A 14,075-nucleotide genomic window follows, 5' to 3' on the forward strand; every position below is an offset into this window, starting at 1 on the left:
TCGTCCCCTTTCAGCGACTCCAGCGACGCAGCACATTGGAAGCGATGCTCATGCCCCTGACGACCACGCGCATCAGCCCGGACTGGCCCTGCCAGGTCAAGACCCCAGGCAGCTACGACTGGGAGCGCTCGGCGGCCAAGTGGCTGCGCGAGCTGGTGCCGTCGCGGTACGCCAGCTATCCGGCGCTGATCCGCCACCCCGTGCTGCTCGCCCGGCACGCGCAGCTCCAGGTCCAGCAGGAGATCCGCGTCGCCCGCACCGCCCTGCAGACCGCCCGCGCCGACCTGCCCCGCCTCGGCATGCCCGAGTCGGTGATCGAGCACACGATCAAGCTGTACGCCGCCGAGGTGCTGCAGCTCCAGCACATCGCCCGCAGTGTGCGCGCCGTCAGCCAGGCCCTCCTCGACCACACCGGAGGCCGCTGACCGCGCCCTGCCGTACCGGCGGAACAACCGAGCGCGAGGCCGCGCTCGCGGGGCCCCGCGTGTGCCATGCTCGTCGCGTGACGAGCGAGTCTCCCGGACCCACCCGGCCCGGTGCCGGACCCGACGTACCCGGATCCGCCGGGTTCGTCGCCCGGCAGCGCGCCGAGATCGACCGGCTGCGGGATCTGGCCGCGACCTCGGCGGTACTGGAGCAGGCCAAGGGCGCGCTGATGGCGCTCACCGGGTGTTCCGCCCAGGCCGCGCACGAGGAGTTGCTGAAGCGGGCGCGGGCGGGCGGGCGCACGCTGATCGAGGAGTGCCGGCTCACGCTCGGCGATCCGACCCGCACCGGCACGCCGCCGCCGTCCGACCTCCCCGCCGCCGGCTCACCCGGCCGAGCGGCCCCCGTCTCCCGCCCCCGCGAACCCGCCTGCCCGGAGGAGGAGGGCACCGCGCTCGGCCCGCTCGGCGCGGCACTCGTCCGGGTGGGGTCTCCGCGGGAACTCGCCCGGTGCCTGCTGGACCATCTCCGCCCGGGCGTGGGCGCCGACGCGGTGATGATCTACGCCCGGCTGCCCGAGGGCGGCCTTGAGCTGATCGGGCACGCCGGGATCGACGACACGCCGGCCGCGCAGTGGCGACGGCTGCCGCCGCCGGCCGCGATCGCCGCGCTGGACGCGCTGCGCACCGGAGAGCCGAGCTGGCTGGAGGACATCGAGGAGGACGGCCCGCGGCATCCGCTGACCGGCGATCCGCCCGAGCGCCGGCTGTCGCGCGCCTGGCTGCCGGTGGTGACCGGCGACGGCGCCGAGATCTCCATCGGCGTACTGCGCGGCCGCCCCGGGCCGTTCTCGCCGTGGGCGCGGGAGCGGTTGCGGGCCGTCGCCCGGCTCTGCGCCGGCCGGCTGCGGGCGTTCGACACCCGGCCGGAACCCGCGGCCGACGGCGGCGCCGACGCCGTACAGGCCGTCCTCGACACCCTGCCCGGCGCGACCGTGCTGCTCAGCCCGGTACGCGCGGCGACCGGCGAGGTCGAGGACTACCGCATCGACGCGGCGAGCCCGGAGACGGTCGACGTCGCCGGCCGCAGCGGCCGTGACCTCGTTGGCCGGCGGATCCTGGAGTGCTGGCCGCCGATGGCGGACGAGGCGGTGTGGCAGGGCTGCGGGCACACACTCGCCACCGGGGAACCGTACGAGGGCGAGCCGTTCGGGCAGGAGGACCTGGTGGCCGGTGCGGCCGAGCTGTCCACCTACCGGGTGCGGGTGGCCCGGCTGGGCGAAGGGCTGGTCGTCAGCTGGGTGCGGTACGACCCCTCGGACCGGCAGGAGCGCCGCCTGGAGGACGTGCAGCGGCTGGGCAACCTGGGGTGGGCGAACTGGAACCTGGTGACTCAGGAGGTCACCTGGTCGGCGCAGGTGTTCGCGGTCCTCGGCCGGGCCCCCGGGCACGGTCCGGTGCGGCTGGCCGACCTGCCCGGCCTGGCCCTGCCCGACGACGCCCCGGCGCTGACCCGCGCGCTCGACGGCTTGGTGGAGGCGGGCCGGCGGGTGGACGCGCCGTTCCGGATCCGGACGGCGAGCGGGGTCCGGCATCTGCGGATCGTCGCCGAGGCGGTCGCCGATCTGGACGGCACACCGGTCGAGGTGCACGGGTTCCTCCAGGACATGACCGCCCAGCGCCGGGCCGAGCTGGCGCTGGTCGCCAGCGAGCGGGCGATGCTCACCCAGCACGGGGCGCTGCGGGCCGAGCGGGCGCTGGCCGGGCGGTTGCAGCACGCGCTGCTTCCGCTGCCGGACAAGCCGCTGCGGCTGGCCGGGCTGCGGGTCGAAGTGGCGTATCTGCCCGCGCAGTCGGGAGTGCAGGTCGGCGGCGACTGGTTCAGCGCGATCGAACTGCCCGGCGGGGCCGCCCTGTTCGTGGTCGGCGATGTCGCGGGGCACGGCGTCGGCGCGGTCGCCACCATGGCCCAACTGCGGTTCACCGCCAAGGGCATGGTGATCACGGGATCGTCGCTGACGGGCGCGCTGGGCCGGCTCAACACCCTGCTGCTGCACTCCCCCGACTCCCATGGCACGGCGACGCTGGTGCTGGCCCGCTATCAGGCGCGCGGGCGGCGGCTGGTGTGGGCGCAGGCCGGTCATCCGCCGCCGCTGCTGCTGCGCGACGGCGAGGCGCGGTTCCTGGACCGGCCTCGCGGGGTGCTGCTCGGGGCGAGCGCCGAGCCGGCGTTCGAGGAGGCGGAGTGCCTGCTGCGGCCCGGCGACCGGCTGCTGCTGTACACGGACGGCTTGGTGGAGCGCCCCAGGGAGGGCATCGACCGCGGCCTTCAGCGGCTGGCGGAGGCCGCCGTGGCGCACGACCGCGACGAGCCGGGCTCCTTGGAGCCGTTGCTCACGTCACTGCTGGAGAGCGAGCGGCGCGACGATGTGTGCGTGCTGGACATCCGGGTCCCGGCGGAGGAACCCGGGCCGGTGTGACCACCGGGCTCAGCACGCTGCCGTATCCCGGCGTGGGCGGGCGGACACAAGACCCCGGCAGGACGGTCAGCCGCGGTCGCCGCCCACGGACGCCCCGGTGTCCGATGTCTCGTGGCCGCGATGGGCCTCGTCCCGGGCGAGCACGGACAGCAGGGAGGCGACGGTCAGCCCCGCTTCGGCGGGGTGCCGCAGCACCTTGCCCGGCTCGATGCGGTACGTGTTTCCTCGTCCCTCCCGGCTGTGGGAGAGATAACCCGCCTGCTCCAGATCCGCGATGATCTTCTGAACGGCGCGTTCGGTCAGCCGGCAGTGCGCTGCGATGTCGCGAATGCGCGCGGTGTGATCATCGGCGATGGCGGCCAGTACGCGGGCGTGATTGGTGAGGAAGGTCCATCCGGTATGCGGCTCAGGCACTCCACCCATGCAGTCATCATAGGACCAGCCGTTCCCGCATACAAAAACGCGAAACGCATTTCATGTATCCCTTGACGTACGTCGGCGCGGGGCTCAGCCTGTAACGGAGGGCAGGCAGGAGTTCCGAGGGAGAGTCGGCCATGCCGGAGTCTGAGGACCGCCCGTCGGCGACGGTCGGGAGCCCTGGACTGACCATCGACACGCGCCCCGACGGCAGCCGCGTGCGCGTGACGGTGTCCGGCGAACTCGGCCTGGACGTCGGCGAGGAGCTGCGCGTCGCCCTGCGTGCCGCCCTCGCGGGCACGGACGAGGGCCTCGACCTGGATCTGAGCGGCGTCGCCTTCTGCGACTGCTCGGCGCTGAACGTGCTGCTCGCCCTGCGCCAACAGGCCCTGGCCGAGGGGAAGTCCGTCACCGTCCGCGCCGTCTCCCCCGTCGTCGAGCGGCTGATGTCGCTGACCGGCACCCTGCCGCTGTTCGTCCCGTCCGCCGGGGAGGCCGACGCCGGGCAGGAGCTGGGCGTGGAGGTCGTCCAGCTGCGCCGTGCCATGCAGACCCGGCCGACCATCGACCTGGCCCGCGGGGTGCTGATGGCGTCGTTCGGGCTGAGCCCGCAGGACGCCTGGGAGGTGCTGGTCACGGTCTCGCAGCGCACCAACACCAAGCTGTACCGGCTCGCGGACGGCCTGGTGGACGCCGTCCAGGGCGATCCGCTGCCGGAGCCGCTGCGCCGCGAGGTGGCCGCGGCGGTGGCCCAGGTCTCCGCCGCCGGGGCGCAGGAGGACGGCTGAGCGGTCAGGCGGCGCCGAGGAACCGGCGCAGGGACGCCTTCAGCGCGGCGACGAACGCGTCCCGCCGGTCCGCCGGGAGCGCGTCGAGGGAGAGATACGGGTTCAGGTCCTCCAGCTCGACCAGCAGTAGCTCCCCGCCCGGGGCGCGGCAGGCGTCCACCCGCTGGATGCCGTGCTCGATCGCGTTCCACTCGATGAAGCGGCGGGCGAACTCCAGGTCCTCGGGGGTCGGTTCGTACGGCTGGAGGTCCCAGCGCCGGTCCGGGTCCGGGGCGTACAGGGCGTACTGGAAGTCCTGGTCGACGAAGTAGAAGGAGACCTCGTACGCGAAGTCGACGCACGGCTGGACCAGAACGGTGCCGTCGGCGAGGCCGGGGAGTTCCTCGGCGGGGACCATCCGCAGGCCTATCGAGTCGGCGCCGAGCCTGGGCTTGACCACGTAGCGCTCGGCGTGCGGCAGCCGCGCCAGGTCGGCCGCGCGGTCCACGGTCGGGATGACGGGGAAGCCGGCCGCGCTCAAGTCCAGCAGGTACTGCTTGCCGGCCATGTCGGCCCGCCCGGTCAGCTGGTTGTAGACCCGGGCCCCGGTGCGCAGCGCGTGTGCGCGGAAGGCGTCGTAGGCGTCCTGGTACGCCAGGACGGGGCCGCTGTTGCGGACCACGACGGCGTCGAAGCCGTCCATCAGGGCCGGCGCGTCGCGGGGATGGCACAGGGCGAGGTCGAACTCCTCGCGCAGCCGGGAGGTCAGCGCGATGTCCTCGTCGCAGTAGCGCCGCCCGCGTGCCGGGTAGGCCAGGTCGGTCACGTAGAGGATGCGGGCGCGTGGCATCGGGGCTCCTCGGGTACGGCGGCGCGGGGTGCGCACAGCGTACGCGTCCGGCGGAGGGGGAACTCAGTTCCCTCTTCGCAGCGCACTGAGTGCCATCGGGCGTGCTACGTTCCCGTCCATGAGCTCCAGCAGTGCGGCGCCCGGGGACGGCGAGAAGGCGCGGGTGGCGGGCGGGAAGCCGCCCATGCGGGACGCCCTGGTGGCGGCCGCCTTCCAGCTGTTCCTGGAGCGGGGCTACGAACAGACCACCGTCGACGACATCGTGGCGCTCGCCGGGGTCGGGCGGCGGTCGTTCTTCCGCTACTTCCCGTCCAAGGAGGACGTGGTCTTCCCCGACCACGAGCGCTGCCTGGCCGACATGGAGGCCTTCCTGGCGGCCGGCGCGGAGGACGCGGAGCCGGTGGCCCGGGTGTGCGACGCGGCCCGGCTGGTGCTGCGGATGTACGCCGAGAACCCGGCCTTCTCGGTGCAGCGCTACCGGCTCACCAAGCAGGTACCCGGGCTGCGCGCGTACGAGCTGTCGGTGGTGTGGCGGTACGAGCGCGCCCTCGCGGAGTATCTGCGCGGGCGGTTCGCCGGCCGGCGCGACGGCACGCTGCGCGCCGACGTGATCGCGGCGGCCGTCGTCGCGGCGCACAACAACGCGCTGCGCTCCTGGCTGCGGTCGGACGGGCAGGGCGACGCGGGCGCTGCCGTGGACCATGCGCTGGGGTACGTGCAGTCGGCGTTCGGCGGCGCTCCGGCGCCGCCCGCCGAGGAGCGGCCCGAGGACGTGGTGGTGGTCGTCTCGCGCCGAGGCGCTCCGCTGTGGCGGGTGGTGCAGGAGATCGAGACCACCCTCGGGCGGGACTAGTCGGAGACCACCTTCGGCCGGAAACAGCCCGGCCGAAAATCGGGGTACGGAGTGCCTTTACGAGTGGCACTCAGTGCCATAACCTGTCGGCGTGCACGGTGGCACGGCGAACCGCGCACAGGCGTGCACGGTGAGCCGCGCACGCGGGATTCCGGCCGAGCGCAGGGAGTTGACAGCGTGTACCACCACTCAGGAAGCGCCGCTCAGCAGGGAGTCGGCTCCGGGGCGGGCGTCCTCGCCCCCACGATCGACCGCCGGGCGGCGGCGGAGGAGGAGTCCATCCTCTTCCAGCGCTGCACCTGGTGCGGCACCGCGATGTACCACCGGCTGCTGTGTCCGGTGTGCCAGGGCAGCGATCTGCGCACGGAGCGCAGCGAGGGCACGGGCACGGTCCGCCACTCCACGGTGGTGCACCGCAACACCCCGGCCGCGCGCAATGTGTCGCTGATCGAGATGGCCGAGGGTTTCGTGGTGCGGGGCCGGGTCATGGGCCCGCCCATCGGCATCCACAGCGGCGACCGGGTGCGCCTCTCCACGGCCAAGGACCCGGTACGCGGCGAGCCCGTCTTCCAGCTGGTCGACGAGCCCTACCGCGCCTGGAGCTGAGGGGGCGTCACGCGGCCTCGGGCTCCCGGACCGGGGTCACGCGGATGCCGACCGTGCCCGCCGTCCCGCGCCGCAGCCGGCTGCCGAGCAGGGTGAGGCGGCCGATCATGCCGTACTTGCGGGCGATGAGCCTGCGGTAGCGGGCGGTGGTGGCGGCGTCGCAGATCTCGGCGGTGGCCTCGATCGCGTCGCCGGTGGGGTTGCCGCGCAGGTCGCAGGGGGCGACGCGGACCGCCGGGTTGTTGCGGATCCGCTTCACCTTCCAGGAGTCGGCGACCGTCCACACACCGAGCGCGCCCTCGTCCTCCACCACCCACACCGGGGTGGGGATGCCGTCACCGTTTCTGCGGTAGCTGGTGAGCAACAGGTACTTGCCGGCACCGAGCCGGGCCGTGGGCGTCTCGTCCATGACCGGAGTCTAGGCGGACCGCACCACGCTGATCACGCCACCGTCCGTGCCATCCGCCCGACCGCCTCGGTGAGCACCTCGGGTGGGGTGGCCAGGTTCAGCCGGACGTGCCCGGCGCCGCCCGTGCCGTAGCGGAGCCCGGAGTTCAGGGCGACCCGGCCGCGGTTCAGGAAGGTCTCCGCCGGATCGTCGCCGAGGCCCAGGTCGCGGCAGTCGAGCCAGGCCAGGTAGGTGCCGTCGCCGGGGCGGTAGCGGATCGCGGGCAGGTGCTCGGCGAGCAGGCCGGAGAGCAGCCGCCGGTTGTCGTCGAGGCCGGCCAGCAGGGCGTCCAGCCAGGCGGTCCCGTCGCGCAGGGCCGCGGTGTGGGCGATGATGCCGAGGTGGCTGGGCCCGTGGCTGACCTCCTCGGGGAGCCGGGCGAGGTCGGCGGCGGCGCCCGGGCCCGCGACGGCGAGGGCGGCCTTGAGACCGGCGAGGTTCCACGCCTTGGACGCCGACATCAGCGACAGCCCGCGTTCGGCGCCGGGCACGCTGAGATACGGCGCGAACGCCGTGTCGCCCAGGACCAGCGGCGCGTGGATCTCGTCGGCGACGACCCGCACCCCGTACCGCTCGGCGAGCGCGGCGACGGCGGACAGTTCCTCGGCGGTGTGCACGGTGCCGGTCGGGTTGTGCGGGCTGCACAGCAGGTACGCGGCCCGCCGACCGCCCGCGACCGCGTCCCGGAAGGCCTCCTCCAGCGCCCCGAAGTCGATCCGCAGGTCGGGGCCGAGCGGCGCCTCGGCCACCCGCCGGTCCATGTGCGTGACGAACAGGAAGAACGGCGGATACACCGGCGGGTTGACCACCACCGTGTCCCCGGGCCCGGTCACCAGCTTCAACATCTCGACGACGCCCAGCATCACATCGGGCACGATCGCGGTGCGCTCCACGGCGACCCCGTCCCAGCCCCACCGCTTCGCCGCGAAGGCGGACAGCGCCTCGGCGTAGCCGGTGCCGGCCGGGTAGCCGGTGTCACCCAGGGCGATCGCCTCGGTGAGCGCCCGGGCGACCGGCTCGGCGAGCGGGACGTCCATCTCGGCCACCCACAGCGGCAGCACGTCCTCGGGGTAGGTGCGCCACTTGATGCTCGTACGGCGGCGCAGCCGGTCCAGGCCGAGTGCGCGCAGCGGATTCGGTTCGCCGGTCGTCTCGTGCGGGATGCTGGTCATGGGGCCCAAGATAGGGGGCTGCGCGGTGGGCGGGAAGCGGTGCTGGAGTGGCTGCCGGCGCCCGCCGTTCCGTGTGGGCGACGCCCGCCGCTGCGTGTGGCTGGCGCCCGCCGTTCCGTGTGGGCGACGCCCGCCGCTCGGTGTGGCCGACGCCCGCGGCCGGCCCCGGCCCGGTCCGGACGCGGCCGTCGGTGAGGGCAAATGCCGGGGAGGATCGGCAAAGATCAACTCATCGGTCTAGATTGCTCCTTGACACTCCACCGCATCCCGGCATCCCAGGAGCTGACCCCGTGACCGAGAACCCGCCCACCACGGACGGCGTGGCCGATTCCCTGCGCGAGCGCATCAACACCTCCCAGCCGCACACGGCCCGGATCTGGAACTACTGGCTGGGCGGCAAGGACAACTACGAGGTCGACCGCGCGGCCGGCGACCAGATCCGCCAACTCCACCCGGGCATCGGCGCGTACGCGCAGGCCGACCGGCTCTTCCTCGGCCGCGCCGTGCGTCACCTCGTCCAGGAGGCCGGGATCCGCCAGTTCCTGGACATCGGCACCGGGCTGCCGACCGCCGACAACACCCACGAGGTCGCCCAGCGGCTCGCCCCGGACGCGCGGATCGTCTACGTCGACAACGACCCGCTCGTCCTCGCCCACGCCCGCGCGCTGCTCACCAGCACGCCCGAGGGCCGCACCGACTATCTGGACGAGGATCTGCGCAATGTCGACGCGATCCTCGAACACGCCGCGAAGACTCTGGACTTCAGCCGGCCGGTGGGGCTGATCCTGCTCGGCGTGGTCATCTTCATCGGCGACGACGAGGACCCGTACGGCCTGGTGCGGCAGTTGCTCGACGCGCTGCCGTCGGGCAGCCACCTGGTGCTGTCGCACACCATCACCTCCCCGTCCATGCCGGACGTGGACGAGGCGGTGAAGTTCTGGAACGAGCACGGCACCCCGAAGCTGACCCAGCGCACCCCCGAGGCCGTGGCCCGCTTCTTCGACGGCCTGGAGCTGCTGGAGCCGGGAGTGGTGTCCTGCTCGCGCTGGCGTCCGGAGGACACCGACGGCGCCGAGCCGGAGGAGGTCGCCATGTTCGGCGGGGTGGCCCGCAAGAAGTGAGTCTCCGCCCGAGGTGGGCCCCGCCCGGGTGAACGGGCCCGGCTCCCGGCACGTATGCGAGGGAGGGCGCTCGACTGCCGGAGGCCCCCGCGGTGTCGCCACCGCGCGTTCGGGGTTCGGGAGCCATGCATGAGGCACGTACGACGACGGATCGTCCGGCGAGCGGCACGGCTGGCGGCCGTCGGCGGTCTGCTGCTCGGGGCGACGATGGTCACGCAGGCCGTGGCGAGCCCGCCGCCGCAGACCCCGCCCGTCACCGGCGCCGATCTCGTCGAGCGGCTCGGCGGCGAGCGTACGGCGGGCAGCTGGCTCGGCGCCGACGGGCGGCCGGTGGTCGCGGTCACCGACCGGGACACGGCCGCCGAGGTGCGCCGGGCGGGTGCCACGCCGAAGGTCGTCCGGCACAGCCTGCGCGAGCTGAAGTCGGCCACCGCGACGCTGCGTTCGGCACCGCGGGTGGCCGGCACGGCGTGGGCGGTGGACTACCGGAGGAACGAGGTGGTGGTCCGGGCGGACCGCACCGTCTCCGCCGCCGACTGGGACCGGCTCACCGAACTCGCCGCGGAGATCGGCGGCTTCGTCCGCATGGAGCGCTCCACGGGCGTCTTCACCACCCGCCTGAACGGGGCGCGGCCCATCCTCTCGACGAGCGGGCGCTGTTCGGCGGGGTTCAACGTGACCGACGGGCGGCGCGACTTCATCCTGACGGCCGGGCACTGCGGGCCCACCGGGTCGGTGTGGTTCGCCGACGAGCAGGGGGCGCGGGAGGTGGGACGGACGGTGAACAGGAGCTTCCCGGGTGCCGACTACTCGCTGGTCCGGTACGCGAGCGGCCGGGCGGGCGAGGGCGCCGACGTGGTGGCGATCGGCGACGGGCAGGGCGTCCGGATCACCGGTGCGGCCGATCCGGCCGTCGGGCAGCGGGTGTTCCGCAGCGGCAGCACCACCGGGCTGCGCGACGGGCGGGTGACCGCGCTGGACGCGACGGTGAACTATCCCGAGGGCACGGTCACGGGCCTGATCGAGACGGACGTCTGCGCCGAGCCCGGGGACAGCGGCGGACCGCTGTTCGCGGAAGGGATCGCGCTCGGGGTGACCTCGGGCGGCAGCGGGGACTGCCGCAGTGGGGGGACGACCTTCTTCCAGCCGGTGACGAAGGCCATGAGCGCGCTCGGGGTGCGGCTGATCACTTCGACGGGAGCATCCCCGTCCTCACCCGCGCCGTCGGCCTCGGCGACGCAGAGCGCGATCGCGCCGGGTGCTCCGGCCACGGCGGCGGGCGGCGGGGAGCCGCCGTCGCTGTACGCGCGGCTGGCGGATCCGAGGAATGTCGGTCCGGGGATGCTGATCATCGCGGGGAGCCTGGTCGCGCTGGTGGCCACGCGGTGGATCCGCACGGAGCAGGACCGCAGGGCCTACCAGCGCCAGTACTCGGCGAGCTGGGGCTGACCGAGGACCGGGGGATCAGGCCGAGGCGCGGTCGGCCCACTCCATCACGAGCCGCTGGTACTCCTCGCGCTGCTCGGTGTTCAGTGTCCCGCCCGACCGGAGCCACAGGGCCCGGATCTCCTCGTTGATCTCCGCGGCCGATCGCTCGGAGGCGGTTTCAACAGTGGTGGACATGGTGTGAAGCATACGGCCCCTCAGGTGAAGACCGTGTGAGTCAACAGGAACGAATCCGACATATCGGACCGTGTTACTGATCACTCGCATCTCCGCGAACGAGTGCGGGAGTTCACACGTCCGCCGCACCCAGGACCAGCACCTGGATGGCCAGGACAGCGGCACCGCGCGCCCAGTCGTGAAAGTCGGACACCCTCGTCTCCAGGCCGACCGGTGCCGCCAGTGGGTGCCGGTGGGCGCGGATGGTCTCGTGCACCACCTCCCCCGCCACGTCCATCAGACCGACCCCCTCACCGGCCAGCAGGATCTTCTGCGGCAGGACGAAGTTGGCGATCTGCGCCACCAGGACACCGAGGGCCCGTGCCGCCTCGTCGACGACCCGGGCCGGCATGGGCTCGCCCGCCGCCGCGAGGGAGAGGACCTCCTCGTAGGTGTGGTCGCGGGCGGTGGCGGCCCGGACCTGGTAGCGGATGTTGGGGATGGTCAGCAGGGAGACGGCGCTGCCGCGCTCGCCGTCGGGGGTGAGCGGGCCGTTCGGGTTCAGGATCCAGTGCCGGCCGAAGCCGCGGTCCTCCTCCGCGTACGGGACCCGCTTGCCGCCGAGGACGAGCCCGTAGCCGATGCCCGCGCCGATGGTGAGCACCACGAACCGGTCCAGGCCGCGCCCGGCGCCGAACCAGGTCTCGGCCTCGACGAGGGCGGCCACGTCGTTCTCCACGACCACCGGCAGCCCGGTGCGCTCCTCGACCAGTGCGGCGAGCGGCACGCCCCGCCAGCCGAGGAAGGGCGACTCCCCGACGACGGCCCGGTCCTGGACGAGGCCGCCGACGCCGATGCCGATCCCGGCCGGCCCGGGATGCCGGGAGGCCAGCTCCCTGGTCATCTCGGCCACCAGATCGGCCACCTCGCCGGGATCGTGGCCGGTCAGCGGGCGGTCGTGGCGGTCGACGACGTCGCTCCGGAGGGTGGTGACGACGCCGTAGACCATGTCGCCGGTGATCTTGAACCCGAGGAAGGAGCGGGAGTCGGCGACGATGTCCAGCGGCTGTGAGGGCCGCCCCTGCCGGCCCTCCGCCGCGCCGCCCGCGTCGGCCACCTCGACCAGCAGGCCGGACTCCAGCAGCGGCTTGGTCAGCCGGGTCAGGCTGCCCGCCGACAGGTTCAGCCGGCGCGCCAGTTCCGTGCGGGACAGCGGGCCGTGGACGAGCACTTCGATCGCCACCGAGCGTTCGCCCGGGCTCAGCGGCAGCCAGCTGGCGGCGCCTCTGGTCAAGGTTCGACCCCCACGAAATTATTTCGGTCCGGAAGTAACGAGGTCACTGTATGCCGCGCAGCCCGCGCCGGAAAAGGTGATTGCACGCCCCTTGACGCCAGGATTCTTCCGCCTCAAAAGTAAGTGCCCCGACGAGGACGAGCCGCCGACGCCGAGGGAGTCTTCCCATGAGCACCGCCTCCAGCAGCCCACCGACCCGCGCCCGTACCGGCGACGGCCGGCTCGCGGCCGTGTTCCTGGCACCCGCGCTCCTGGGTTTCGCGGTGTTCCTGCTCTGGCCGACCCTGCGGGGCGTCTATCTGAGCTTCACCCGCTTCAATCTGCTGACCCCGGCCGAGTGGGTGGGCCTGGACAACTACGCCCGGATGCTCCAGGACCCCATCTTCTGGGACTCGTTGCGGGTCACGGTCGCGTACGTGGTCGTCAACATCGGTGTGCAGACGGTGGCCGCGCTCGCCATCGCCGTACTGCTGCAACGGCTGACGCGGTCGGCGGTGCTGCGCGGGATCGTGCTGACGCCGTATCTGATGTCGAACGTCGTCGCCGGCCTGGTCTGGCTGTGGATCCTCGACACCCAGCTCGGCGTCGGCAACGAGATCATCACCGCGATCGGCGTGGACCGGATCCCGTTCCTCGCCGACGAGACCTGGGCGATCCCGACCATCGCCCTGATCAACGTCTGGCGGCACGTCGGCTACACGGCGCTGCTGCTGTTCGCCGGTCTCCAGGCGATCCCGAACGACATGTACGAGGCGGCCCGGGTCGACGGCGCGAGCGAGTGGCGGATGTTCTGGCGGATCACCCTGCCGCTGCTGCGGCCGGTGCTCGCGGTCGTCCTGATCATGACCGTGATCGGCTCGTTCCAGGTGTTCGACACCGTCGCGGTGACCACGGCGGGCGGCCCGGCGAACGCCACCAACGTGCTCCAGTACTACATCTACGGCGCCGCCTTCGGACGCTTCCAGTTCGGCTACGCCTCGGCGATGTCCGTCGCCCTGCTGCTGGTGCTGACCGCGATCACCGTCCTGCAGTACCGGCTCACCCGGGCCGGCCGGACCGACCTCGGCTGACGGAAGGGAGACACCGGCATGGCCGCCGTGACAACGCCCACACCCACGACCACCACCACGACCGGCGTACGACCGGTCCGGCGCGGGTTCTCCCTCGGCCGGGCCACGGCCTGGACCGTGATGGGCCTCGTCGTCCTCATCACCCTGCTGCCGTTCTACTGGATCCTGCGCACCGCGCTCTCCACCAACGCGGGCCTGGCCGCCGACCCCACGAACCCGCTGCCGGTCGACCCGACCCTGAGCGGCTTCGAGCGCGCCCTCGGTCTGCAGTCGGCCGAGGAGGCGGTCGCGCAGGGCGGCGCGGGCGGCGGGCTGGACTTCTGGCGCTACCTGCTCAACTCGGTGATCGTCTCCACCCTGATCACCGTCTGCCAGGTGTTCTTCTCCGCGATGGCCGCCCACGCCTTCGCCCGGCTGCGCTGGCGCGGCCGGGAGACGGTCTTCGCCCTGTTCCTGGCCGGGCTGATGGTGCCGGCCCTCTTCACGCTGCTGCCGAACTTCGTGCTGATCAAGGAACTGGGCCTGGTCGACAACCTGCTGGGCATCGCCCTGCCGACGATGTTCATGACCCCGTTCGCGGTGTTCTTCCTGCGCCAGTTCTTCATGAACATCCCCGCCGAGGTGGAGGAGGCGGCGCTGCTCGACGGCGCCGGAAAGGTGAGGATCTTCTTCCGGGTGATTCTGCCGATGGCGTCCACCCCGATCGTCACCCTGGGCGTGCTGACGTACATCACCTCCTGGAACGACTACTTCTGGCCGCTGATGGTCTCCTACAGCGACAGCTCGCGCGTGCTGACCGTGGCGCTGGCGATCTTCCGGGCGCAGACCCCGGCGACCGGCGTCGACTGGTCGGGGCTCATGGCGGCGACGCTGATCGCCGCGCTGCCGATGCTGGTGCTCTTCGCCTGCTTCGCGCGCCGCATCGTCAGCTCCATCGGCTTCACCGGGATCAAGTGAGGGAGCCACCATG

At 72.9% G+C, this 14,075-nt stretch carries 15 protein-coding genes; 9 read left to right on the forward strand and 6 right to left on the reverse strand.

What is annotated here, in order from left to right; genetic code table 11:
- The first annotated feature begins 44 nt into the window (after positions 1-44).
- Both ACZ42A_RS25520 and ACZ42A_RS25525 read left to right on the forward strand, forming a co-directional pair.
- Positions 45-425 (forward strand): hypothetical protein, encoded by a 381-nt coding sequence (locus tag ACZ42A_RS25520; RefSeq protein WP_468529568.1) that lies wholly within the window; start codon positions 45-47, stop codon positions 423-425.
- Between the two features lie 77 nt (positions 426-502).
- Positions 503-2,905, forward strand: a complete 2,403-nt coding sequence (locus tag ACZ42A_RS25525; RefSeq protein ID WP_468529569.1) for a SpoIIE family protein phosphatase — start codon at positions 503-505, stop codon at positions 2,903-2,905.
- Positions 2,906-2,971: 66 nt separating this feature from the next.
- On the opposite strand, the gene ACZ42A_RS25530 is transcribed toward ACZ42A_RS25525, so the two are convergent.
- Positions 2,972-3,328, reverse strand: coding sequence for a MarR family transcriptional regulator (locus tag ACZ42A_RS25530; RefSeq protein ID WP_468529570.1), 357 nt, complete (start codon positions 3,326-3,328; stop codon positions 2,972-2,974).
- Between the two features lie 131 nt (positions 3,329-3,459).
- Here ACZ42A_RS25530 and ACZ42A_RS25535 point away from each other — a divergent pair, with 131 nt between their 5' ends.
- Positions 3,460-4,110, forward strand: coding sequence for an STAS domain-containing protein (locus ACZ42A_RS25535; RefSeq protein WP_468529571.1), 651 nt, complete (start codon positions 3,460-3,462; stop codon positions 4,108-4,110).
- Positions 4,111-4,114: 4 nt separating this feature from the next.
- Here ACZ42A_RS25535 and ACZ42A_RS25540 read toward each other — a convergent pair whose 3' ends face one another.
- Positions 4,115-4,939: an ATP-grasp domain-containing protein gene (locus ACZ42A_RS25540; protein ID WP_468529572.1), complete on the reverse strand. Its 825-nt coding sequence runs from the start codon at positions 4,937-4,939 to the stop codon at positions 4,115-4,117.
- A 118-nt stretch (positions 4,940-5,057) separates the two neighbouring features.
- Between ACZ42A_RS25540 and ACZ42A_RS25545 the strand changes: the two genes are divergently transcribed.
- A complete protein-coding gene (locus ACZ42A_RS25545; RefSeq protein ID WP_468529573.1) occupies positions 5,058-5,792 on the forward strand; it encodes a TetR family transcriptional regulator in 735 nt (244 codons plus the stop codon).
- Between the two features lie 177 nt (positions 5,793-5,969).
- Positions 5,970-6,398: a Zn-ribbon domain-containing OB-fold protein gene (locus tag ACZ42A_RS25550; RefSeq protein WP_468529574.1), complete on the forward strand. Its 429-nt coding sequence runs from the start codon at positions 5,970-5,972 to the stop codon at positions 6,396-6,398.
- A gap of 7 nt (positions 6,399-6,405) precedes the next feature.
- Here ACZ42A_RS25550 and ACZ42A_RS25555 read toward each other — a convergent pair whose 3' ends face one another.
- Positions 6,406-6,807, reverse strand: coding sequence for a PPOX class F420-dependent oxidoreductase (locus tag ACZ42A_RS25555; protein ID WP_468529575.1), 402 nt, complete (start codon positions 6,805-6,807; stop codon positions 6,406-6,408).
- A 32-nt stretch (positions 6,808-6,839) separates the two neighbouring features.
- A complete protein-coding gene (locus tag ACZ42A_RS25560; protein WP_468529576.1) occupies positions 6,840-8,018 on the reverse strand; it encodes a MalY/PatB family protein in 1,179 nt (392 codons plus the stop codon).
- Positions 8,019-8,308: 290 nt separating this feature from the next.
- Here ACZ42A_RS25560 and ACZ42A_RS25565 point away from each other — a divergent pair, with 290 nt between their 5' ends.
- Positions 8,309-9,139: an SAM-dependent methyltransferase gene (locus ACZ42A_RS25565; protein ID WP_468529577.1), complete on the forward strand. Its 831-nt coding sequence runs from the start codon at positions 8,309-8,311 to the stop codon at positions 9,137-9,139.
- 129 nt (positions 9,140-9,268) lie between these two features.
- Positions 9,269-10,588 (forward strand): S1 family peptidase, encoded by a 1,320-nt coding sequence (locus ACZ42A_RS25570; RefSeq protein WP_468529578.1) that lies wholly within the window; start codon positions 9,269-9,271, stop codon positions 10,586-10,588.
- A 15-nt stretch (positions 10,589-10,603) separates the two neighbouring features.
- On the opposite strand, the gene ACZ42A_RS25575 is transcribed toward ACZ42A_RS25570, so the two are convergent.
- A complete protein-coding gene (locus ACZ42A_RS25575; RefSeq protein ID WP_468529623.1) occupies positions 10,604-10,762 on the reverse strand; it encodes a hypothetical protein in 159 nt (52 codons plus the stop codon).
- A 112-nt stretch (positions 10,763-10,874) separates the two neighbouring features.
- Entirely contained in the window at positions 10,875-12,035 is a 1,161-nt protein-coding gene (locus tag ACZ42A_RS25580; RefSeq protein WP_468529579.1) for an ROK family protein, read from the reverse strand.
- Between the two features lie 167 nt (positions 12,036-12,202).
- Here ACZ42A_RS25580 and ACZ42A_RS25585 point away from each other — a divergent pair, with 167 nt between their 5' ends.
- Together ACZ42A_RS25585 and ACZ42A_RS25590 are read left to right on the forward strand one after the other, a co-directional pair.
- On the forward strand, positions 12,203-13,105 hold the full coding sequence (locus ACZ42A_RS25585) for a carbohydrate ABC transporter permease (protein ID WP_468529580.1): 903 nt from the start codon (positions 12,203-12,205) through the stop codon (positions 13,103-13,105).
- A gap of 18 nt (positions 13,106-13,123) precedes the next feature.
- Positions 13,124-14,062 (forward strand): carbohydrate ABC transporter permease, encoded by a 939-nt coding sequence (locus ACZ42A_RS25590; RefSeq protein WP_468529581.1) that lies wholly within the window; start codon positions 13,124-13,126, stop codon positions 14,060-14,062.
- Positions 14,063-14,075 lie beyond the last annotated feature (13 nt).

It is taken from the genome of Streptomyces sp. NPDC030838, from assembly GCF_055572035.1.

Excerpts from the sequence above, each read along its gene's own strand:
- ACZ42A_RS25520 (WP_468529568.1), top strand. The coding sequence starts at position 45 with ATGCTCATGCCCCTGACGACCACGCGCATCAGCCCGGACTGGCCCTGC.
- ACZ42A_RS25530 (WP_468529570.1), bottom strand. The coding sequence starts at position 3,328 with ATGGGTGGAGTGCCTGAGCCGCATACCGGATGGACCTTCCTCACCAAT.
- ACZ42A_RS25535 (WP_468529571.1), top strand. The coding sequence starts at position 3,460 with ATGCCGGAGTCTGAGGACCGCCCGTCGGCGACGGTCGGGAGCCCTGGA.
- ACZ42A_RS25540 (WP_468529572.1), bottom strand. The coding sequence starts at position 4,939 with ATGCCACGCGCCCGCATCCTCTACGTGACCGACCTGGCCTACCCGGCA.
- ACZ42A_RS25545 (WP_468529573.1), top strand. The coding sequence starts at position 5,058 with ATGAGCTCCAGCAGTGCGGCGCCCGGGGACGGCGAGAAGGCGCGGGTG.
- ACZ42A_RS25555 (WP_468529575.1), bottom strand. The coding sequence starts at position 6,807 with ATGGACGAGACGCCCACGGCCCGGCTCGGTGCCGGCAAGTACCTGTTG.
- ACZ42A_RS25560 (WP_468529576.1), bottom strand. The coding sequence starts at position 8,018 with ATGACCAGCATCCCGCACGAGACGACCGGCGAACCGAATCCGCTGCGC.
- ACZ42A_RS25570 (WP_468529578.1), top strand. The coding sequence starts at position 9,269 with ATGAGGCACGTACGACGACGGATCGTCCGGCGAGCGGCACGGCTGGCG.
- ACZ42A_RS25575 (WP_468529623.1), bottom strand. The coding sequence starts at position 10,762 with ATGTCCACCACTGTTGAAACCGCCTCCGAGCGATCGGCCGCGGAGATC.
- ACZ42A_RS25585 (WP_468529580.1), top strand. The coding sequence starts at position 12,203 with ATGAGCACCGCCTCCAGCAGCCCACCGACCCGCGCCCGTACCGGCGAC.
- ACZ42A_RS25590 (WP_468529581.1), top strand. The coding sequence starts at position 13,124 with ATGGCCGCCGTGACAACGCCCACACCCACGACCACCACCACGACCGGC.